The sequence below is a fragment of the Glaciimonas sp. Gout2 genome (assembly GCF_035018905.1).
GTDB lineage: Bacteria > Pseudomonadota > Gammaproteobacteria > Burkholderiales > Burkholderiaceae_D > Glaciimonas.
The window spans coordinates 1-21,692 of record NZ_JASJXA010000014.1; the positions used below are offsets into that span (position 1 = coordinate 1).

Annotated in this window: 17 protein-coding genes; 1 reads left to right on the top strand and 16 read right to left on the bottom strand. The window is 45.4% G+C overall.

Annotation, left to right across the window (positions count from 1 at the left end):
* Positions 1–204: 204 nt before the first annotated feature.
* The 14 genes from QN379_RS11630 to rfbB all read right to left on the bottom strand — a co-directional run bounded on the left by QN379_RS11630 (position 205) and on the right by rfbB (position 18,219).
* Complete coding sequence (locus QN379_RS11630; protein ID WP_323506681.1) at positions 205–1,203, bottom strand: acyltransferase; 999 nt, start codon at positions 1,201–1,203, stop codon at positions 205–207.
* Positions 1,204–1,642: 439 nt separating this feature from the next.
* Positions 1,643–3,697, bottom strand: a complete 2,055-nt coding sequence (locus tag QN379_RS11635; protein ID WP_323506682.1) for a GtrA family protein — start codon at positions 3,695–3,697, stop codon at positions 1,643–1,645.
* Positions 3,694–4,488 carry a sugar phosphate isomerase/epimerase family protein gene (locus QN379_RS11640; RefSeq protein WP_322233151.1) on the bottom strand — a complete coding sequence of 265 codons (795 nt, stop codon included), beginning with the start codon at positions 4,486–4,488 and terminating at the stop codon, positions 3,694–3,696. The genes QN379_RS11635 and QN379_RS11640 overlap by 4 nt, the downstream gene beginning before the upstream one ends.
* Positions 4,485–5,441: an aldo/keto reductase gene (locus tag QN379_RS11645; protein ID WP_323506683.1), complete on the bottom strand. Its 957-nt coding sequence runs from the start codon at positions 5,439–5,441 to the stop codon at positions 4,485–4,487. The genes QN379_RS11640 and QN379_RS11645 overlap by 4 nt, the downstream gene beginning before the upstream one ends.
* Positions 5,428–6,393: a glycosyltransferase family 2 protein gene (locus QN379_RS11650; RefSeq protein WP_322233154.1), complete on the bottom strand. Its 966-nt coding sequence runs from the start codon at positions 6,391–6,393 to the stop codon at positions 5,428–5,430. Before QN379_RS11650 ends, QN379_RS11645 begins: the two co-directional genes overlap by 14 nt.
* 39 nt (positions 6,394–6,432) lie before the next feature.
* Positions 6,433–7,566 carry an FAD-dependent oxidoreductase gene (locus QN379_RS11655; RefSeq protein ID WP_323506684.1) on the bottom strand — a complete coding sequence of 378 codons (1,134 nt, stop codon included), beginning with the start codon at positions 7,564–7,566 and terminating at the stop codon, positions 6,433–6,435.
* On the bottom strand, positions 7,548–8,591 hold the full coding sequence (locus tag QN379_RS11660; RefSeq protein ID WP_323506685.1) for a glycosyltransferase: 1,044 nt from the start codon (positions 8,589–8,591) through the stop codon (positions 7,548–7,550). The genes QN379_RS11655 and QN379_RS11660 overlap by 19 nt, the downstream gene beginning before the upstream one ends.
* A 385-nt stretch (positions 8,592–8,976) precedes the next feature.
* Complete coding sequence (locus QN379_RS11665) at positions 8,977–12,489, bottom strand: FkbM family methyltransferase (protein ID WP_323506686.1); 3,513 nt, start codon at positions 12,487–12,489, stop codon at positions 8,977–8,979.
* Entirely contained in the window at positions 12,489–13,919 is a 1,431-nt protein-coding gene (locus tag QN379_RS11670) for an ABC transporter ATP-binding protein (protein ID WP_323506687.1), read from the bottom strand. Before QN379_RS11670 ends, QN379_RS11665 begins: the two co-directional genes overlap by 1 nt.
* Positions 13,909–14,763: an ABC transporter permease gene (locus QN379_RS11675; protein WP_323506688.1), complete on the bottom strand. Its 855-nt coding sequence runs from the start codon at positions 14,761–14,763 to the stop codon at positions 13,909–13,911. Before QN379_RS11675 ends, QN379_RS11670 begins: the two co-directional genes overlap by 11 nt.
* Positions 14,764–14,796: 33 nt before the next feature.
* Positions 14,797–15,708: a dTDP-4-dehydrorhamnose reductase gene (gene rfbD, locus QN379_RS11680; RefSeq protein WP_323506689.1), complete on the bottom strand. Its 912-nt coding sequence runs from the start codon at positions 15,706–15,708 to the stop codon at positions 14,797–14,799.
* Entirely contained in the window at positions 15,705–16,250 is a 546-nt protein-coding gene (gene rfbC / locus QN379_RS11685) for a dTDP-4-dehydrorhamnose 3,5-epimerase (protein ID WP_323506690.1), read from the bottom strand. The genes rfbD and rfbC overlap by 4 nt, the downstream gene beginning before the upstream one ends.
* Positions 16,251–16,252: 2 nt before the next feature.
* The gene (gene rfbA / locus QN379_RS11690; RefSeq protein WP_322233164.1) at positions 16,253–17,140 is read right to left on the bottom strand and encodes a glucose-1-phosphate thymidylyltransferase RfbA; all 888 of its coding nucleotides are present in this window, start codon (positions 17,138–17,140) and stop codon (positions 16,253–16,255) included.
* Positions 17,140–18,219, bottom strand: a complete 1,080-nt coding sequence (gene rfbB / locus QN379_RS11695) for a dTDP-glucose 4,6-dehydratase (RefSeq protein WP_323506691.1) — start codon at positions 18,217–18,219, stop codon at positions 17,140–17,142. The genes rfbA and rfbB overlap by 1 nt, the downstream gene beginning before the upstream one ends.
* Before the next feature lie 452 nt (positions 18,220–18,671).
* Between rfbB and QN379_RS11700 the strand changes: the two genes are divergently transcribed.
* The gene (locus QN379_RS11700) at positions 18,672–19,505 is read left to right on the top strand and encodes a symmetrical bis(5'-nucleosyl)-tetraphosphatase (RefSeq protein WP_323506692.1); all 834 of its coding nucleotides are present in this window, start codon (positions 18,672–18,674) and stop codon (positions 19,503–19,505) included.
* A 91-nt stretch (positions 19,506–19,596) separates the two neighbouring features.
* Here the strand turns inward: QN379_RS11700 and QN379_RS11705 are convergent, their stop codons facing one another.
* Both QN379_RS11705 and QN379_RS11710 read right to left on the bottom strand, forming a co-directional pair.
* Complete coding sequence (locus QN379_RS11705) at positions 19,597–20,370, bottom strand: lysophospholipid acyltransferase family protein (RefSeq protein ID WP_323506693.1); 774 nt, start codon at positions 20,368–20,370, stop codon at positions 19,597–19,599.
* Positions 20,367–21,689 carry a dihydroorotase gene (locus QN379_RS11710; RefSeq protein WP_323506694.1) on the bottom strand — a complete coding sequence of 441 codons (1,323 nt, stop codon included), beginning with the start codon at positions 21,687–21,689 and terminating at the stop codon, positions 20,367–20,369. Before QN379_RS11710 ends, QN379_RS11705 begins: the two co-directional genes overlap by 4 nt.
* Positions 21,690–21,692: the final 3 nt, after the last annotated feature.

Below are 21,692 nucleotides of genomic sequence, written 5' to 3' on the forward strand. Positions count from 1 at the left end.
TGGCGATAGCCCGCTAATTCTTGCCGATTGAATTTCTCTGCCGGAATTTATCGAGACGGCCGTGGGAATACGCTTACGTTTAAAGCGTACAAGGAGCACGTCTAAGTTCGAATTAAACAAGACACACCATTTTTTATAAAGCACATCATATAAATACGTCTTTGCTTGAACTTCTGGGCTAAAACTCTTACCATTTATACAATGCTAAGCAACGCTCCGCATGAATGGCAAAAAACGCAGAGTTCGGACAACTGCAAACGATATGCCGAGTGCTGCAACAGTAGAAATTAGTGGTCCTGTCCAAGGGCTTCCTATAGTGGGCGGCACTCCCCAGTTTGCTGTTAGTTGACCAACTATCAGTACATGAATTCCATAAATCCCGAGTGAGCAGCTGCTGAGAGACTGTATTGGTATGTCAAGTAACTGAGGCAATTTCTTAACTCGAAGAACGAGTGAGAATACCGCCGCTGATAACAATATAATGTTTGGAGATAAATTCGAGTAAAACAGTTGTGAGGGTGTACCAATTAAATGCGAATAATAATAGGTTGATAAGGTAGTCACGGCGAACGCTACAATAAATACCACCCCCCAAGACATCCGACCTAATCGGGAAAACAAGCGATCATCGTACAAACAAGCACCGAGAAGTAGGTATCCTGTATTTCCGTAGAATTGCCAAAGATGCCAACCCTCTAATAAACTCTGTAAACTGGCAGGTAACGCTACCTTAAAAGTCATGTAAGTAGAGGTAATGGCCCACCCGCCGAGATAGAGGGCAATTTCGCCATTTGTTCCGCTCTGATATAAGCGACGCAACAGCGGAATGAAGGCATATATTCCAATTAGTGAGTATAGATACCATAAATGGAACGCAGCCTGTCCATTAATAAATTTAATTGGCCAATCGTCTGAACGCATCCAGTAATAAGACCAGGCTATATAAATAGCAGACCAAAACAAGATTGGTGGTCCTATTCTTATCACTCGTTTAGAGAAAAATTCGCCTAAGGGCTCAACTTTACCAAGCAATGTCGCCCCAGCAATCATAAAGAATATGGGGACGCATACGCGTGAAATTGCTGCATATATATTCGCAGCAGCCCACCGATCGGAAAAGGCCCCGAACTCCTCGCCACTGACATGGAGTAAAACAACTAATATACAAGCCAAGGCGCGCAGGTACGAAATACGAAAATTCAATTTAACCTCAGAAATTGTAATATACAGGCTTGAACGTATAAAAGAAGGCGCGTAATGGTTTGGCGTGTATTACGGATAAATATATTAGTAATTTAAAATTGAAATTTATCCTGCCGCTCTTTTAGACATATGAACTTACAGGCTGAAATAATCTTAAATAACTTTTTACATCAAGTAAGTATAGGTTCAGCGCTTCATTACACACAAGTTACTACGTATCAGTTCAAACTCACATTAGAATCGCAACATATCTTTCGCGGTTAAAAGTCAAATATGCATGACATTAACCGATCACGTCCCTAAGCAGCGGCTTAATGATAACACCTTGCCCGTAGCAGATATGCTTACATTTATCTTGATCGTTAATATATCCATATTCATAAGTAATAGGCGGCGATTATGACTTAAGTATGAGAAAGTAAGCGTTTAATAAACGGCCTTACTTAACGACATATTCATACACTAAGACACCCCTAAATTTTTGGCCAGCAATCTTCACCATACCTGAACAACGATCAAGTTCTTGGAAGAGAGGCGTTTGATCCTGGTGTTGAAATACAAAGAAACTCCGTCCTTTTTTCTGATCGGAAGCACAAATTTTCTTTACGTCATCATAGTTTGCAACAGGTTTATATGTGTATTTAAGGCCCGTTTTGGGTAACAACTTGTCTAAATAATGACGGTAATACGCTTCATTTGCCGGCCAATTTAGAAGAATTACAGAATCGTCCTTTATATTATTTGCAATAAAATCCGCGCCTTCCCTATATTCTTCTTTGTAAGAGTTATCTTTATAAAAATAATTAAATATACCAATCAAACTTAATATTGAAATTATTATTGTTAATATAATTGAGAGTAATTCTTTTAGCTTTGACGCAGAAAATAACAATGAAAATGAACAATAGATGACCGGCAACGCGACTAAAAAATAGCGAGGATGCCACATTTTTGATGTAAAGGCGTTATATACAGAATATAAGAATAAAAATAAAATAGTAGCTATCAATAAAATCGCTAAAATAATTTTTTTATCAAAAATCCGTTCTCTTATATGCTTGAGTGAAAAAATCCAATTTTGTTTTTCAGAGTAACCAGTCAAGCATGTCATAAGAAAAACAGCCCAGACTACACTAAATCCGACTCCATAACCTGGCAGCAAGAAATTTAACGTCCCGGGAATCATTTGGGTAATTATTTGAGAGAGATGATACTCCCCCCAAGCATAACCTCCATGACTACTAAATATGAATGCTTTTTTGCTCAGCAACATCCACGGAAAAATAGCAAGAGGAACAATTAAAAATTTTGTGATTTCAAAATATCTGCGGCTCGGAAATATGACAAAAAGAGTGTAAATTCCAGCAAAAAGACCGGCCATAAATAAACCAGTGTAATGGGAGTAAGCCATCAATACGTATATGGCTACATCTACCCATATACTTGATGTCCATTTTTTGTCGGTCGGAAAATTTGATGCTTGTAATATATGATTAGTAACTCTAACAGTTGCTATCGTGCATAACAATAAAGTTAATGTGTAACTACGTACTTCCTGCGAATAAATGATTGCAGAAGGAGAAAGTGCCAATAAAGTGACACCTAAAAATGCCGACAAATAGCCGACATTTTTTTTCAACCCATAGAAAAATATAAATGGAGAGAGCGCCCCTAAGAAAGCCGATAAAGACCTCAGTACGAAATCCGAACTACCAAAACATTTAGCCCAAAGGATAACTAATAAGTCAAATAACGGAGGAGTATTATCAGCGGCCTTCCAAGTAATAAAGGAATCATTAAAATTTAACTCAGGTATAACTTTGGGAGTGAAATTTAGCCATGATGATCCATGCCCCACGTCCAAAGCGGCAGCTACGGTGAACAATTCGTCTGACCACAATCCGACCTTGTCCAGATGATAGAATCTCAAAAAGACACCGAAACACATAACAATCCAAGCTAAAATAAAATATTTTTTGTCCTCTTTCTGGAGATTAAAAAAATAATTTCTAATGGTCTTGAAGTTAATTAAATTAAAAAAAATTGAATTCGGACTTAAATCCGTATCCTTATGCAAATTTGCTGAGTGTTCATTTTTAAAGACAAATACTTTAACCATGAAAAAATTCACTATTAAACCCGCACCAATCCCAAGTAACTGAGAATAGACAATCATAGGGAACCAAGACAACGTTATCCGAAGTATTAATATGTTGACCACTAAGCCACCCAAGGATCCCACAAGGTACATTTGCCAAAGCCTTATGCTGGGGCCAACGTCCCTTTTGAAGGTCCAATAGTGATTAAGAATATAATTCTGGGTTGATGCAAGTATGTAACACAGCACAGCGATGGGCAGAGCGGGGCCACGAAGGCAGTCCACCAACAAGAAAAACAGAAGTAAGTTGGTAAGGGTTCCGAGCCCTCCAATGACGGCAAATTTTAGAAAGCCATTCAAAAGTGGTCTATGACGTTCCCAGGATGCCGCCGTCATCTATTGAAAACCTTAGCTACCGTTTCCAGGGACCGAAATAAAGTTTCTGTCCCAAGGTTTCTCATTTCCAAAGATACCCAGCCGGTGTAGCCCCCATCCTCCAAACGTCGAGCGAGTTCCTGGTGTTCGTACCGGTCAATAACAGCCGCCAAGGATGGTTCACTGATGTGAACATGACTGATATGAGGGATTAAGGTCTCAAGTGTGCTCAAATTTTCCTCGTTTTCCAACATCGTCCCTAGATCAAGGTTTAACTTAAAAAAAGGAGAATTAATAGCTTGAACCAACTCCAATGCCTCGGGCGTAGTGTTTAGATAGTTGGTTCCGTAAGAGGACGGGTTCGCCTCAATGCCGATAGTGACGGACTTGGACTCTGCATAGGCGGCACAGGCAGCGAAAAACTCCTCCCCTACCGGTCTCTGCTCAGGATGCTCGATGATCCGGTTTCGGGGGCTTCCAAAAACCACATGCGGGCAGCCAACGGCTGCGGCGAAATCCAGTGCCGAACATGTGTATTGCAATAAAAATGCCCTTTCCTCTGGAGTGCCAAAAATTCGCTCAGTCAGGCCGTACCAAAGAGACTGCATAGAGCAGATACCAAAGCCCCAACTATTTTGAATCTCTGCAGCCAGGGAAGCGGCCACAATAATATTTTCGGGCTGATAAGGCTTCTGCGGTACTAGCCGGGTCGGAGCAATTTCGAGCGCGGAAAAGCCTTCAGCCTTCATCTTTGAATAAACCTCTTGATCGTCTTCGAGGCCCCATGCGATATTCGATGCTGAAATTTTCATATTTTATCTACCTCAAACGCATCAACCTCAACCCAAAAATCATCAGGGATTTCGCTATCTAAGGCGCCCACGTTCTCCTTCAGTTGTGTGGGACTACTTGCACCCAAGACCGGTAGAACGCCACGACGTAAAACCCACTGAATAGCGGCATGGGATCCCTTGACCTCATGTTCAACGCATACCCTGGAAAAATGATCGATCCTAGCCTTGTTTTGCTCGTATATTTTCTGTGTTTTGTCGTACCCAAGCTGGCCACTTTTTGCGATCCGGGACTCTGGAGGAATAGAATCGCGATACTTTCCGGTAAGGAGACCTTGAGCTAAGGGAGCAAAGCCTAACATTCCAACGCCTTCCGCCTGACAGAAAGCGCGGACACCATTAATATCGGCTTTATTAATTGCATACGAATAAATGAATTGGTCAAGGATAGGCTTTTCGAGCCCTAGTCGATTGCAAACCTCGTGGCATTCAACTAAAGCTGCGAGAGGCCATTCTGAGGTGGCCCAATATAGAATTCGGCCGGAGTTGATCAGCCGGTTGAAGGTGCGTACAACCTCCTCCATAGGGGTTTCTGGATCGTAACGGTGGGCATAATAAACATCCACATATTCCATTCCCAACCTTTTCATGGACTCGTCGAAAGCCCAGAGAATATGCTTTCTTCCCAAACCCTGATGATAGGTGTGTGAACCAATTGGCCATGAACCCTTGGTGGCCAAGACAAACTCTTCCCTAGGGTATTTCTTCAGCGCATGCCCTAAAAGTGTTTCCGCCATCCCCATCCCATAATTGTTCGAGGTATCGAAGGATCTGATACCCAGGTCCCAGGCGCCGTCGATCATCATCTGAGCAAATGCCTTGCCAGAATCTTCGGTCCCAATGGTCAGAGCACTTCCAAAGGTGATTTGGGACAACTTAAGGCCGGACATACCGACCCTTTTAAAGGGTTTCATGAGTTACCTTTTTAAGGGCAGAATTGCTAGGCTCAAAATCATACACGAGTGAAGTCGGGCGACCCTTGACCTCGGTGCAGACTTGACCCAGATATTCGGCAATCACTGAAAGTACAACAAAAAGAAGGGAAAATAACAGGGACATTACAGCGCAAACTAAAAATGATGGCTGCCATTGGCCAGGACCAAAGCACATACCAGCTAACGATAGGAGCATCAAAACGAATGAGGCCACAGCAGCAGAAGGGATTTTTCTTAAGGGCTCAATAGAAATTCCCGTAAGACTATCCAGCGCATACCTGATCATTGACTTCAAACGATATTTTGTTTCTCCTGCAAATCGCTTGTCCCTGTCGTACGAAACTACCGCTGTCTTCATACCTAAAAAGGGAACTATTACCCGAAATACTCCGTTGACTTCGGGAAGTGCCAAAAGAGTCGCCACAGCTTTTCTATCCAGCAAACGAAAATTGGCAGCATCTTTTTCTAAACAAATTCTGCCCGATAGCGAATTCAAAGTGCTATAAAACAAATGGGCACTCAGGCGCTTAAAAACGCTGTCATTGGGCCGACCTGCCCGAGATCCGACGACGACATTGGCTCCCTCTTCCCATTCCTTCACCATTTGCAGAATTATGCCAGGGGGATCTTGAAGGTCAGCGTCCATTACAATTACCGCATCTCCCGCCGCTATGCGGAGACCGGCATGTATAGCGCCCTCCAGACCAAAATTTCGAGATAGTTGCACTAAAGTGACAGTTTCCGGGAAGCGCTCACGAAGCTGTCGCATTTGGACTAGCGTTCCATCCTTAGAGCCATCATCTACCAACACTATTTCAAGTTCATAACGGTCTGTAATCGGCTCCAGAGCTGTCAAAATTTCCTCGCAAAACGTGGAAACAAGCTCCTCTTCATTGTACATTGGACCAATTACGGAGATCAATTTTTTCATCAAAATCAGTTCCTATTTATTTCCAAATATCGGCATCGCTTAGTAGCTGCTAAAAGACTCTGTTTCAAGCTTTTCAAGCACATCATAAATATTGTCTATTTTTCCACCTAGGACGGAGTAACACCCCGGTAATTCTGGATGCTTTTCGAACAAAATCGGCCTACCGTCATCCCCCTCATTCTTTACCAGAACGGTTTTGATTTCAAATAACGAGTCGACATACTTGGCATCAAAAACGGCAGGGAGATAACGACCTACATCCCTGATCATGCGGTCAACACGCGTTGCACGCTCATATTCACTAAGTTTTTGGTAAGGATTAATGCCCTGATCGTCATTCCAGTGCATATGCGGGGTATACCGGACATGGGAAAGCGTATGCAACCCACGGGCGGGGAACGGCATCATCGAAAAGAATGGGCCATCCATCACTGTAATGCCCAGTCCAGCTAGTACGGGCGGCACCTCCATCAGCGCCATTTCCGTGATTTCCTGCTTAAGACCAGTTTGCGTCCCAGGAAAATCACCTTTAAATTGATTAAGCCCACTGTAGGTGCAGTTGAAGACGTAGCGGCAAGACAGCATTTCTTCTGATCCGTCATCGGACTTTAAAACCACTTGCAGTGTTTGATTTGGCCCGTTTGATATCGCCGTTACGCTTGTTTGAAGATGAATCTGTACACCAGAATCTTGTAATTCTCGCGCGGCCCAACTAGCCAACTTGGTTGAATCAAATGCATACTCCTCTACCAAAAACACATCCTCGATAAGACGCGGCTCAAATAATGCTCGCAGAGAGGGTTCTACTACTTGAATTTTGGCACCGATATCCCCGCAGAAGCGCTCAAACTGCTTGGCAGTGACCTTGGAGTTACGACGTGCAATCGCATAAAGCTTCATAAAATCTTGCGTTACTGCTTCAGGCCAGTCGCGTACGAATTTAGGCAAATTAACGCGACTTCGATACGCTGTTGTAAAGCTGCGCGGATAGTGATAACCGTTGTGAACCCGTGCCTGATTGTTGTACGAGGCACGAGTCAGAAGGCCGGCCTCACGCTCCACCAAAACGACGCGCCTCAACCCACGCTGCTTAGCCAGGTAGATCGCAATAGCAGCACCGTAAAATCCGCCTCCGACAATAATTGCATCCAGATTTATATTTGTGGTTGGCATGAGGCAATTTGTTCAGCGCGGGTGTCTGGTATATATTTCGGGTTAGTGGATACTTCCTCGATATTTAATTTCTCTCGCCTAGTCATACGAATACTGGTGAACTCTTGCCCTACGTGATAAAGCGGGCCCTCATTGGCTGAGCTGACCATGTGCAGGATGTATTCGCCCAATACAAGGAGAACCAGGGAAATCAAGAAAAACATGCCAGATTGCTGAAGGGACAGACTAACCCAACCAGGCGCGATATGAGGTTTCAAAAAACCGACAGCGACAACGTAGATAGAATAGGCCAGGTTAGCAACGGCTCCAAATAATGACAATGATGTAACAAGACGCATTGGGGCACGGGTGGTCGACACCAACAGACGCATACCTCGGTCAATACTTTCGCCCAACCGTTTCGTGTGCGAGAGTCTTGGCGCTGCGCTATACGTCAGATTAACGCGTGCAAATCCGCCTGTAGCCGGTAGATGCCGATAAGTCATCGCAGGCTGGGAATGTTGCAGAATAAAGTTAACGACTTTTTTGCTTAATACACGATACTGAGGCGCTTCTTTGGCTAGATGGATGCCATTAAAGCGCTTATAGAATCCGTTAAAAATGGCGCATGAAACTCGATAAGCAAAGCTTTGTGGCACTTTTTGCTGATTGCTAGCAAATACTACATCAGCTCCCCTTACCGCCTTCTCGAGCATTTCTGGCAGAAATGCGATATCGTCTGCTTGAGAATCAATGACCGCTACGTAGTCGCCCAATGCATTCTCCAATCCGACCCATGACGCAGTGTCGGCATCGACCTCTTTAGTCAACGCATAGATTTGCAGGTTGGGTAAACCATTTTCTCCTGTGAGTTTTTTGAGTACAGAAATGCTGTCATCGTCGGACGCATTATCGACAATGATGATTTCATAATCACTAACCAGGTTAGCAATACAAGAAGCAGCGTCGGATAATATTTTTTCAGTATTTGCTGCTTGGTTGCGTACGACAAATACGATCGACAGAAAAATCGGAAAAAACGCCATTTAATACCCCTTTAAACGCTCTTCACACGATTAGCGCCCTCTTTTATCAACATTCCAAGTATTTTACGTTACGTCTGAGCAGGGTGTCACTCTATTTGTCAGTGGGAAAAACTCAACACAACGCAGGCCAACGTTAAATTCGACTTAAAACAAACGGCACTTTAGTCCGCCCTAAATAAATTACGAAACTTAGAAGTTTCAGATTTCCGAGTCATAAAAAGCGGTAACAAAATTTCAATGAGGTGAATGTAAATATCTTTTATTCGTTCAAATTCATCAACGATTTTATGTCCCAAACCTATAACAGTATTCGTTCACTTATTCATGCTTTGATAGAAACAAAACGTAGGTATAGCAGTGGGGATAGACAGCGCTATATTTACTTTCATTTAAATTTATTTATGTCGTGAAGCGCACTGCGGCTAAGTGAGCGCTTAATCGAGCGACGCATTTTGTACGGTACAGCAGAACTAACCCGTCTCATTAATGGGTGGGTATATAAATACCAAAGTGCGCCTAAAACGGAACCTCTCCAAGTCGACTTATTATGAGATGAACCGCTCAGAATCTGGGCTGCGTGAAAAATGATCGGGGCAGTCTGATCGCTTTTAATAACTTTCAAATCGCACGAGATAAGTTGTTTGTACTCTAAGTCATAAAAATCAGTTTTGGAGCTAACCCCCTCAAAAATTGGCGCAACTACTGATACACCCTTTGACAGATTTTCAATAAATGCGTTAAATTGATCCAGCAATTCATTGGGCGAACTCAAGTGATTAAACAGCATTGTGTTAGAACGACCTGATAAACGCTCTGGAAAGGCACCAATACTCGGAGCGATAATTGGGAGTCCTGAATTTAAGGCATGGCTAAGTGTATAGCTGTAGGTTTCTGGCCATTGCGCAGGAAATAAGACAATATCCAGCGCATGTTCGCGCATCAGCTCTCCCAAATCGTTAACATCATATGGGCCAGTAGTGTCTACGACTTTAAGTAATCTGTAGGCGTAACCAATTAATTTAAATCTAAGTGGCAGCCCTAGAATTTTCGCTTTCTCAGCCATTTCCTCCAGTATGTCCGCCCCTTTTTCGCGGCCAACTGCACCAATGACTCCAATAGTGTAAGAGTCTCTTTTTGTAAAGATGCTTGGTATTCTATTTACATCCAATTGCATTTCGACATGCGGAGCAATAATACCTGTTTCAATATGATAGACATTCTCGAAAAGTGACTTTGTAGCACTTGAAGGAAATATAACGCATTGCGCAGTTTCGATTAATGGGCGAAATCGCTCTTGCCATGTTTCCAGCGTTTCCCCCGGCGGCAACGGATATAACGGATTTCTGAGCTTATCAGAATAAAATCCAGGATATCTACCGCTCTCATTAGTAAGAGTTGGATTGGCGTTAAGCCAATAAAAATCATGTGCGGTAAGAATCGATGCAACGTTCAAATCAACCGGTAAGCGCAACACAGATGGATCCAGACCCTGAGTATGGTGATAATGGATGGCACTTACACCGATAGCTTTCAACAAACTAACGACGTCCTTATATCCAGACGGCAGAGAAAAAATGACTTTGTCAGCATGTTGATCAATACCCAAACTAATACTAATCTCACCCTCTTCTACATGCGGAGCAAGTAAAACATGCGCGACGCTTTGACCAAAATATTGTGCCAACTCATTAACATGTTGCGCGACTCCGCCACCAACTGCATGGGAAATGTGAAGAACCTTTGGTATCGGGAGCGTCGACAAAAGTTGCACGTAACGCGCTACCCTTGCCGACCGGAGGGGATCATTCTTAACAAATAATTCGATGTCAGAATGGTAACTAGGATGCAAGTCTTCGATGACGCCCATGGCACGAGTAACCAGCGCATGCTTTTCTGAGGAAAAACTAACCCCACCCTCATGATAGGCATACAAATTTGGGGAAATTATATTTAACCAACCGCTTTTTAACGCTCGTTGACATAGGTCGTTTTCTTCACCATAGCCTCTGCCAAATTTCTCCTCGTTCAGATAGCCTATGGTATCGAGACATTCTCTACGAATATACATACAAAATCCGACCCCAGTTGGTGCCTCAATACAAGGTAACTTGGCTTGCCTGAACACCGCATCCACCGAATCAACATCGAGACCAAAAGGTTGAGGATTTTCTTGTAAGAAGTACGGGAAACTACAGATGGTTGCGTTATTAGAAAAAGGCGTAACAGTCGCGATATTCTTTCGAGAATATCCCTCGTCGATTAATCTGCTCAGCCAGTCCTTGGGAACGATGACATCGCTATTGAGCAACACCACATCATGTTGCGGGAAATGTGCAAAACCACGATTTACGGTTCGAACGAAACCTAGGTTGCTTTCATTCTTTAGCACCACAAAAACATCCGGCCATTTTTTACCTAACTCTTCCAACATTTCTTGCATACCGGCATCCGGACTTGCATCATTTATTGCGACAATACGCGCACCAGGATTAGACAGTATGTTTGGTATAGCAGCATCAATGCAGCGCCTGGTCATTTCCACCCCGCGATATACCGGGAGGATGACCGCGACAGGATGTGTAGGTGCTATAGGGGAGGCAGTCACTAAATAACTACTAGTTTTCTCCAGTTTCAGCCCACCATTTGGCGATGCTTGGGTAATGGTATTGCTTACATTTAACGCGCTCTTAATCGAAGTCATAGCAGCTACAAAATCACCTCGGATCAACCTACCGGCAAAACGTATCGGCTTTGTAATAAACCATGATGTAGAATTTACCAATTTTTGAATATAAGCATTCCGATCAATCACTATTTGCTGAAGCCTGGCAATATCTTCCTCCCTGCGATCTTTCATTTGCTGCAGACCAGTAATCGTTTCACTTAAACCGACAATTACTTCATTACGCTCCTCCAATTCACGGGAGCGACTAGTAATCATTTGGTCACGCTGCACAATTCCTTGACTAAGACTAACTATCTTTTCATCTTGCCCCACGGCGGCCGGGGAAGGAAAATTTATACCCAGCGGTAAAGAAGTCGAGGTATTGGCTAAAACCTCATAGGCGTATTGCGGCTTATGCAGTAACGGCAATACTAAATCCTCAATATTTCGAATGGGGAATAAAAGAGTATCGGATATTGCACTGATAATTTTTGCGGTATTTTCTCGTGGCACTAAAAGTAAAGCCAGTTCCTTTGCCATTCCGAAAATATTTTCGGTTATGGCATTAAAATTATTGGGATTATATGCGCTCGCCAAAAACCCGTACGTGTCGTACTCCCGTGCCTGACAAAATGTCAGAACTTCGTTTCCCGAACTTAAAGAGTTACATTCACAAAAAACGATAGGGCGATCACGCAAAATAGTTTCTGTTGCACCATCCAATACGCTTCTTTCCATCCCTTCAACGTCCAACTTTATAACGTCTATTTTCCCGATTCCTAAACCATCAATAGTCGAAACATGAATTTTATATGTGGCAGAATTTAATAAAGTTACCTCTGCATCAATCGAGAGGCCGCCAAAATTAACCATCTCATTTAAGTCTATCGATTGGAGAACTAAATCTTTTTCGATCTCAGCCAGACCAATGTTAAGCGCTGTGACATTTTCACAATTATTTAATAATAAATTTTCCGACAAAATTGCATAAATTTCTTTACGTGGCTCGAACGCATATACCCGCCCCTTTTCACCAACAAATTGCGAGAAGGCAAGTGAGTGCGTGCCAATAAAAGCACCTACATCTAAAACACGCATTCCAGGAGAAATTATCTGACCGAGCAAATCAAGCTCATCCATTGCCCATTCGCCATATAGCCCTAACGCATGAGACACCACTTTATCCGCATCAATAATGCGCATTTTTCCATACTGCGTTACAACGATACTCATTACGACTCCGATTGAAATGCTGAAGATACTTGAATGCCTATGCGCAAACTCTGCAGTCCACAGATACCGTGAACCAATCTACTTTTTAAGCTGTGCAATGCCATTGCATCATTTATCCATTGATGCTGAATATGATCATCTCCCAACCCCTCTGCAACTGCTACATTCAGAGAATATTCCCCCTGAATTAATATAGGCATGAGAAATGAAAATGTTACTAATATCGTTTTTCCAGATTTCAAGGCGGGTGGCTGATTGCGATATGCGAGGTCCGACCCCTCGGCAAAAATGTATTGACCCAGGCGATCTTTAATCATGAAACCGAAAGCAGCATGATGAATGTCCTGCTTAGACTGGGCTTTGATACAAAACTTGACAAGATCCCCACCGTTAATCATTGAAAGCTTTGAGTTATCTTCGCCCTCAAACCAAATGTCGACGATATTAACGCCACCGCTCCCGAACGAGTCTGCATCTTGACGAAAAGGGGTTATTCGAATCAGGTTGGAAGTCTGCTCCTCACCTTCCACTAAACCCTCAAAAAAGTCACTAGCTTGATTACTAATTGGCTCGCGGGAACTGGTCTCAATCGCTTTTATTGGAGTCGTCATTACTGGAGTAGTACGTTCCGAGTAAAAATCTTTAATGTACATCCGACAAATCTCATCTGTTTTTCCTACAACAGTATCCTTCCCACGTGAAAGCAAAATGGCTCTATTGCAGAGGCTGACAACAGCACTTGTATCGTGACTAACAAACAGCACTGTCCCACCCTTCTCTTGGAGGGCGCGTAAGTAACGCATACATTTTTGCTGGAAAAATATATCTCCTACTGATAGAGCTTCGTCAATTATCAGGATATCGGCGTCCACATGGGCGATAACCGCGAAGGCAAGACGAATGTACATTCCACTTGAGTAAGTTTTGACTGGTTGATCAATGAACTCACCAATATCAGCAAAGGCCACAATGTTTTCAAATCGCTCATCGATTTCATTTTTAAGTAAGCCCAAAACGCCCGCATTCATGTAGACGTTCTCACGACCAGTGAATTCAGCATTAAAACCTGAACCTAATTCGAGCAGAGCCGCAACACGCCCGTTAACCTCAACTGTGCCGCTGGTGGGAGTTATCGTGCCGCAAATAATCTGTAGTAAAGTCGATTTACCGGCGCCATTTCTGCCGATAACACCAACGGTCTCGCCTTTTTTTACCTCAAACGAAACGTCTGTTAACGCCGAAAATTCACGAAAGTATTGTTTTGATACTTTGCCAATCATTCGGCGCAAACGAGGAAGGATAAATTGCTTGAGACGGTCACGCGGTGCGTCGTATATTTCGTACCGCTTAGTGACATTTTGGATCCGGATCGCAACGTCAGCTTGGTTTGAAGATTGATTCGAAGAGTAGATATCTAGTTCAGAGGACATCGGCAAACCCCTTTCTGGTTTTTTGGAACCAGGCGTAGCCTATCCAGGCAATGAAAATAGCCGCCAAGGTGTAACCACCCAATCCGAGCCAATTGGGAAGATGCCCCCAGATCAGCACCTCCCGCGCCTGTTCGATGATGAAGGTAAGCGGATTAGCCATGATAAACGGGAGAAATCGTGCCGGTACCGCGGTTAATGGATAAAAAACCGGGGCCAGGAACATCAATACGGTGGTAATGATAGTGATGAACTGTCCCACGTCACGGAGAAAAACGCCTAAGGATGCGAGCATCCAGGCAAGACCTACAGTCAAGATAAGTAGCGGAAGCAGGACCAAAGGTGCAAAAAGCGCCGTCCAATGTAAGTAGCCATTGAATATAGCAAAGGCAGCCAGAAGCACGCCAAGACTAATAATGCTATGAAAGAGTGCTGCGCCTATCGTGACAACCGGTAATATTTCAATCGGAAACACTACTTTTTTCACGTAATTGACATTGGAGATAATTAAACCAGGGGCGCGGTTCAGCACCTCGCTAAACAAATTTAATACAATCATGCCAACAAAAAGCACCAAGGCAAATTGTGTTTTACTATTATCACCGCCGATTCCACCCCATCGGGACTTAAAAATTTCGGAAAAAACAAAGGTGTACACCACCAACATAAATACAGGATTAAAGAATGACCAAGCCATTCCCATCGCGGAGCCTTTGTAGCGTCCAACGACTTCACGCCTAGTCATTTGCAGAATAAGCTGGCGGTTGCGCCAAAGACTTTTGACAAGAGCCAACAGAGATGTTGTGTGAGCGGCGTGCGGGTTAACAGAGGTTGTTTGAACGCTCATATCAACGACTCGTCTTCAGCGATTGAGCAGATATTATGGTTTATCATTTATTCCTTGTATCAATTCACTTAAACAAATATCCAGATCGGTATGCCAATCCGGCAGTCCAAGTTTGAACGTATTTTGTAATTTATCTGTCGCTAAACGAGAGTTACCCGGTCTTGGCGCCGGAAGAGGATAAGCTTCGGTTGGGATCGGTTCAATAGCGTCAAGGGAAAGCATAAGCGCCAGACCATTAAGTCCTGCCAGTGTAACCACACGCTTCGCATAGCCGTGCCACGTTGTCTCACCACTGGCGCATAAATTGTAAATGCCGGCACTTGCTAAAATGTGATTCCAAGTCGATTCTTGCGTCTCTAATGCGGCAGTTGTTACACGAGCAATAGTACGCGCCCAAGTTGGGGCGCCGGTTTGATCAGCCACGATCCGAATAGCTTCCCGTTCTTGGGCCAAACGTAATATTGTTTTTAGAAAATTGCCGCCGTGCACGCCATAGACCCAACTGGTACGCATGATCCAATGCGCTTCACACGCCTTCGCTACTGCAATTTCCCCTTCTCGTTTGGTGCGGCCGTACACACTTTGAGGGTTGGTAATATCTTCTTCTGTGTACGGACTCTTTTTGGTGCCATCAAACACATAATCAGTTGAGTAATGAATCATCGCGGCACCAAGTTTTTGTGCTTCTTCTGCCATCACTCCTGGCGCTTCACCGTTGATGCGCATCGCCAGCTCTGGCTCGCTTTCCGCTTTGTCTACCGCCGTGTATGCGGCGGCGTTGATGATCAGGTTCGGTTTAACTGTACGAATGACATCACGCACTTGATCCAGGTTAGACAGATCCATTTGGCTGCGATCAACTGCGATAATCTCGCCCAGACCTTTTAAGCTGCGCTCAAGTTCATATCCTACTTGGCCATTTTTTCCTGTCACCAAAATTTTCATGGAAACACCTCGGCATCGCCGAGCAATGCTGCGATCTGGTCTTTACCCGACAGCAATGGGCTACCTTCGATCGGCCACTTTATGCCGATAGCGGGATCATTCCAGAGAATAGAGCGCTCAAACTCTGGCGCCCAATAATCGGTTGTTTTATAAAGAAATTCAGCAGAATCGCTGGTCACGACGAAGCCATGCGCGAAGCCCGGTGGTACCCACATTTGACGCTTATTTTCAGCCGATAAGACCACGCCGACCCAACGACCAAATGTAGGAGAACTTTTGCGGATATCGACGGCAACGTCAAATACTTCGCCGGCTACGACGCGGACCAATTTACCTTGTGGTTGCTGGATTTGATAATGCAAACCGCGCAGCACATTCTTAGCCGATTTGGAGTGATTATCCTGCACGAAAGTGGTCGTGACACCGGTCAGTTCTTGAAAGGTGCGCTCGTTAAAACTCTCGTAAAAGAATCCTCGATCGTCACCGAATACTTTGGGTTCGATGATGAGTACATCGGGAATATCGGTTGTTTGAATGTGCATCTTTAATAAACCTTATCTGTCAGTAACCGCAGCAAATATTGACCGTAGCCATTTTTCTTTAATGGTTGCGCAAGCGCTTCGAGATGTTCGGCGCTGATATACCCTTTGCGGAAAGCGATTTCTTCTGGGCAAGCGACTTTCAAACCTTGACGATTTTCGATAGTCGCAATGAATTGACCTGCTTCCAGCAAAGATTCATGCGTGCCAGTATCCAGCCACGCCATACCGCGGCCCATTAGTTCCACATTAAGCTGATTAGTTTCAAGATAAACCCGATTAACGTCCGTAATCTCTAATTCACCACGTGCGGAGGGTTTTATACTGGCTGCGATATCACAGACCTGTTGATCGTAGAAATACAAACCGGTAACCGCATAGTTAGACTTCGGATGCGCTGGCTTTTCTTCAATGCTGACTGCACGGCGTTCACCGTCAAACTCGACTACACCGTATCGCTCCGGATCCTGCACGTGATAGGCAAACACGGTCGAACCCGTGGCCCGAGCAGACGCATCCCGCAATTGCGTTTCGAAATCATGACCGTAATAGATGTTATCGCCGAGGATCAAAGCTGATGGCGCATCACCAACGAATTCGCGTCCGATAATAAAAGCCTGCGCCAGTCCGTCGGGTGTCGGTTGTACTGCATAGGTTAAAGCGAGACCCCATTGACTACCATCACCAAGCAGTTCCTTGAAGCGCGGGGTGTCTTGCGGTGTCGATATGATCAGGATTTCGCGAATACCCGCCAACATCAACGTGGTCAGCGGATAGTAAATCATCGGTTTGTCATAGACCGGCAGTAACTGCTTGGAAACCGCCATGGTGACTGGATATAAACGGGTGCCTGACCCACCTGCGAGAATAATTCCTTTACGTGCTAACGTCATTACTTGATCTCCTCGCTGGCTTTACGTTGGCTATAGTTTTGCTCAACCCATTTCAGATAATCGCCTGACTGAACATTGTTCACCCAAGGCTGATTATCAAGATACCACTGGACCGTCTTGCGAATGCCTGTTTCGAAAGTCTCAGCTGGCTTCCAGTCTAGCTCTCGAGCAATTTTTCCTGCATCAATTGCGTAACGGCGGTCATGCCCGGGACGGTCAGTTACGTAAGTAATTTGATCGCGGTAGCTGCCATTCGTTTTTGGATCGAGGGCATCCAGGATGTCGCATAAAACATGGACCACATCCAGGTTGGCTTTCTCGTTCCAGCCGCCGATGTTATAGACTTCGCCTGGCCGTCCTGCCTCTAAAACACGACGAATTGCGGCGCAATGATCGCTGACATAGAGCCAGTCACGCACTTGCTGACCGTCGCCATAAATGGGTAACGGCTTCCCTGCACGGGCGTTGGTAATAATGAGCGGGATGAGCTTCTCGGGGAAATGATACGGCCCGTAATTATTCGAGCAATTGGTGGTTAGCGTCGGCAAGCCATATGTATGGTGATAGGCGCGCACCAGGTGATCTGATGCGGCTTTCGAGGCTGAGTAAGGGCTATTCGGGGCGTATGCTGTCGTTTCTGTGAACGGCGCATCGTCTGCGCCCAGCGTGCCGTATACCTCATCGGTCGACACGTGCAGAAAACGGAAAGCGGCCTTATCGGTTTCAGGCAAAACTGACCAATGGGCGCGCACTGCTTCCAATAGACCAAAAGTGCCATTAACGTTGGTTTCGATAAACGCAGCAGGTCCGTGTATTGAACGGTCAACATGACTTTCTGCGGCGAAGTGAACAACGGCACGTGGTTTATATTGGGCCAGCAGTTCGGCAACTTGTGCGGTATCACCGATATCCCCATGCACAAAAATATGTCGTTGATCCTCATTAACGGTGGCGAGGTTATTAATATTGCCCGCGTAAGTTAGCTTATCGAGATTAATTACCGATTCATCACTTTGTGCCAACCAGTCGAGTACAAAATTAGAGCCGATAAAACCGGCGCCGCCAGTAATGAGAATCATGTGGGTATCCTGAATGCGTTTAAAAATGATAGCGATCTACCCGACTAAAAAAGAATGTCGTACAGGGAAATACACCAATTTGCCACTAGCCCATAATTATCCACTATTATCGCGGTCATTAAGTTACCAAAACAGCACTTTATATTTCGTTTCCCCTGAGAAAAGACACCTGAAGTAACACTTTGTTGCAAAGTATCATTCTATTGTGATGCCACCATTGCCATTTAGATACCTTCTGAAATGAATTAAAGCAAAAAAAGTCGAGACCGATAAAATGCTGGTTCTCGGTTAATTTTTTAGCAATCAACCCTCTGGGAATCAACCATTAACCGCGTTCAAAATACCAATGCGTGGATTAATGCAGTTTTACCTGCGACATATCAGGACCAACCTGAAACATAAAATGAATGCCCTACAATAAGGCATTCATTTATCAGCCATCCAATCAAACCATGACAACTAACAATACCCATACTTACGCCATCGGCGATCTGCAAGGCTGCTATCAAAGTCTGGTCGAATTGCTTGCGCAAATTGACGCTGCGACACCAGACGCGAAATTAATTTTTGTTGGTGACCTGGTCAATAGGGGGCCGGACTCAGTGGCTACTTTACGATTAATACGTTCCCTTGGGGATCGCGCGCAGGCAGTGCTTGGCAACCATGATTTGCATTTATTAGCGGCGGCGCATGGGATTCGCAAACTGCATCGACAGGATACCCTGGCGCAAGTGTTGGATGCACCGGACTGCGACGAACTGCTGGACTGGTTACGACGACGACCAATGGCTTTGTTTGAAAATGGTCATTTGTTACTGCATGCGGGCGTTTTGCCGCAATGGTCGGCAACCCAGACCTTAGCACTTGCACGAGAGGTTGAGGCGGTGTTGCAGAGTCCGGATTGGGTTAATTTTTTACGTGAAATGTATGGTAACGAACCGACGCGCTGGGACGATACATTGCAAGGTAACGCGCGTTTACGCTGCATCGTGAATGCTTTGACCCGACTGCGATTTTGTACCGAGGATGGAACGATGGAATTTGCGGCAAAGGAAAGCGCGGGAACAGCGTTGCCCGGTTATCTGCCTTGGTTTGACGTAGCCCAGCGCCAGACAAAAGACGTTACCGTTGTATTCGGACATTGGTCGACTTTGGGTCTGACCTTGAGACCGAACTTAATTGGTCTTGATACCGGTTGCGTGTGGGGTGGGAAGTTGACTGCTGTACGGCTTGAAGACCGTGCTTTGTTTCAGGTTAGCTGTCCAGAATCACAAAAACCGAGTTAATTTTGGGTCTTTTTTTACTAAGCGTCTGTTGAGCACCGTACTTGTGCAGAATGCACTATTCTGCACTATTCTGCACTTTTCCACTATCGCTCTAATTTCCAACACTGGCCATACTGACAACTTGCTCTTCTGGTCGCCTTTGCCCTAACGCTTCCGCAATGGCGACGTGAGCAATCGCCGCCAGATCGCGTCGATGTATTCCTGCTGTTTCAATTGATTTCAGCTGAATCAACTCTGCCTTAATAGGTGCTGCTTTCATGATTGCAATCATGCTTTGAGCAAAGCTCATGTCTCCGATAAAATCTGCAGCCGGATGCAATTGACCGGCTGCATCGACATAACGTAACGCGTAGGGCTGAATCGGCACGTGCGCATCAACCGCCGCCTCAAACAAATTTGCATGAAATGGCAATATTGCGCCTTGTGCAGCAGTTGTGCCTTCAGGGAAAAAGGCGACGCGCTCGCCGGCATGGATACTGCTGACGAGGCCCTGAAAAATCCGACGCACATCGCGCTGCTTGCCACGCGCAATAAAAATTGTATCGGCCTGCGCGCACAGCCAGCCGATTAACGGCCAGTCACGGATATCTGATTTTGCGACAAAGCGACAAGGTTCTGTTGAGTTGATCACAAAGATATCTAGCCACGAGACATGATTGGCGATGATCAACGCTGGCGATGCAATGTCACGTTGATACGGATTACTGACTTCGACGGTTACGCGGCAAATAGCTAATACCTTGATTGACCAACGACGAATGCGCCAATGACGACCGGCAGCATCGGTAAACGGAAACACCAACGCGCAGGTCAAAAGACCGGCGAACAGATGCGCGATTATCCTGAACAGCCGATAGGCGATCATGCGCGTTTAGGTACGCCATCAACGCCATCAAGTAAGCGTTCGTAAGCAATGTGGCCAGCAACGATCGTCGCTTTTACCTGGCCGGTTAACTCGTAACCCAAAAATGGCGTGTGCTTACCTTGACTCGCCAGTGATTTAGCATCCACCGTCCAACGTACCGACGGATCAAAAAGGCAGATGTCGGCAATACTGCCCACATTCAGTTGACCGGCTGACAAACCGGCTACGCGGGCCGCATCGTTGGTAATTTTTGCTAATGCACGGCTGAGTGGTTGCTCAGAAGGTGCCACGTGTTCTTCGGCCCACTTGAGCGCCAGCGATAACAGCAGTTCAAGTCCCGTAGCGCCTGGCGTTGCTTCTCCAAACGGCAGCAATTTTTCATCGTCATCAACTGGCGTGTGGTCTGAGCAGATAGCATCGATGGTGCCATCCAGCAAACCTTGACGAATTCCGTCACGGTCGCGTTGCGAACGGAACGGTGGCGTCATACGCGCATTCGAATCAAAGAAGCCAATATCCACTTCAGTCATATGAATATGATGCGCGCCGACGTCACACGTGATCGGCAGACCTTCTTTTTTCGCCAACCGTACCAAATCAACACCGGCTCCCGAAGAAATTCGGCATAAATGCACGCGTGCGCCGGTTGCCCGTACCAATTCAAAAATGGTGTACAACCGGATAGTCTCGGCCATGACAGGAACGCCGGACAATCCCAAACGCGACGCTACCGCCCCGCTGTTGGCGATACCATCGTGCCCAAGATACGGATCCTGCGGGCGCAACCATACGGTGTAATTGAACGTCTGCGCATATTGCAGCGAGCGCAATAGTACGGTTGTATCCAAAATCGGTTCATCGGCCTGAGAAAATCCAATACACCCGGCGTCGGTCAACTCAGACATTTCAGTCAACTCTCGCCCTTTCAAGCCAACCGTCAACGCACCGAGCGGGTAGACGTGTGCCTGATTTAACGACTTGGCGCGATGTTTTAACATCTCCACCAGACCAGGTTCATCCAGCACTGGATCGGTGTCTGGCGGGCAAACCAGACTAGTCACTCCGCCTTGCATGGCTGCTTGCATTTCCGATTCAAGCGTCGCCTTATATTCGTAACCCGGCTCACGCAAACGCGCACTCAGATCGACCAGACCAGGAGCGACTATCAGCCCGCTGGCATCAATCGTTTTAGCCGCAACAAAATCGGCGGGAGGCTGGCCAATAGCGATTACCTTACCATCGGCTATATACAGATCTTGCTTGGCATCGATACCGTTTGCAGGATCAATCAGGTGACCGTTTTTAATGTGCAGTTTCATGTA

What these genes read in the sequence shown, in the direction of transcription:
- QN379_RS11635 (WP_323506682.1), bottom strand. Translation starts at nt 3,697, where the DNA reads ATGACGGCGGCATCCTGGGAACGTCATAGACCACTTTTGAATGGCTTT.
- QN379_RS11640 (WP_322233151.1), bottom strand. Translation starts at nt 4,488, where the DNA reads ATGAAAATTTCAGCATCGAATATCGCATGGGGCCTCGAAGACGATCAA.
- QN379_RS11645 (WP_323506683.1), bottom strand. Translation starts at nt 5,441, where the DNA reads ATGAAACCCTTTAAAAGGGTCGGTATGTCCGGCCTTAAGTTGTCCCAA.
- QN379_RS11650 (WP_322233154.1), bottom strand. Translation starts at nt 6,393, where the DNA reads ATGAAAAAATTGATCTCCGTAATTGGTCCAATGTACAATGAAGAGGAG.
- QN379_RS11655 (WP_323506684.1), bottom strand. Translation starts at nt 7,566, where the DNA reads ATGCCAACCACAAATATAAATCTGGATGCAATTATTGTCGGAGGCGGA.
- QN379_RS11660 (WP_323506685.1), bottom strand. Translation starts at nt 8,591, where the DNA reads ATGGCGTTTTTTCCGATTTTTCTGTCGATCGTATTTGTCGTACGCAAC.
- QN379_RS11665 (WP_323506686.1), bottom strand. Translation starts at nt 12,489, where the DNA reads ATGAGTATCGTTGTAACGCAGTATGGAAAAATGCGCATTATTGATGCG.
- QN379_RS11670 (WP_323506687.1), bottom strand. Translation starts at nt 13,919, where the DNA reads ATGTCCTCTGAACTAGATATCTACTCTTCGAATCAATCTTCAAACCAA.
- QN379_RS11675 (WP_323506688.1), bottom strand. Translation starts at nt 14,763, where the DNA reads ATGAGCGTTCAAACAACCTCTGTTAACCCGCACGCCGCTCACACAACA.
- rfbD (WP_323506689.1), bottom strand. Translation starts at nt 15,708, where the DNA reads ATGAAAATTTTGGTGACAGGAAAAAATGGCCAAGTAGGATATGAACTT.
- rfbC (WP_323506690.1), bottom strand. Translation starts at nt 16,250, where the DNA reads ATGCACATTCAAACAACCGATATTCCCGATGTACTCATCATCGAACCC.
- rfbA (WP_322233164.1), bottom strand. Translation starts at nt 17,140, where the DNA reads ATGACGTTAGCACGTAAAGGAATTATTCTCGCAGGTGGGTCAGGCACC.
- rfbB (WP_323506691.1), bottom strand. Translation starts at nt 18,219, where the DNA reads ATGATTCTCATTACTGGCGGCGCCGGTTTTATCGGCTCTAATTTTGTA.
- QN379_RS11700 (WP_323506692.1), top strand. Translation starts at nt 18,672, where the DNA reads ATGACAACTAACAATACCCATACTTACGCCATCGGCGATCTGCAAGGC.
- QN379_RS11705 (WP_323506693.1), bottom strand. Translation starts at nt 20,370, where the DNA reads ATGATCGCCTATCGGCTGTTCAGGATAATCGCGCATCTGTTCGCCGGT.
- QN379_RS11710 (WP_323506694.1), bottom strand. Translation starts at nt 21,689, where the DNA reads ATGAAACTGCACATTAAAAACGGTCACCTGATTGATCCTGCAAACGGT.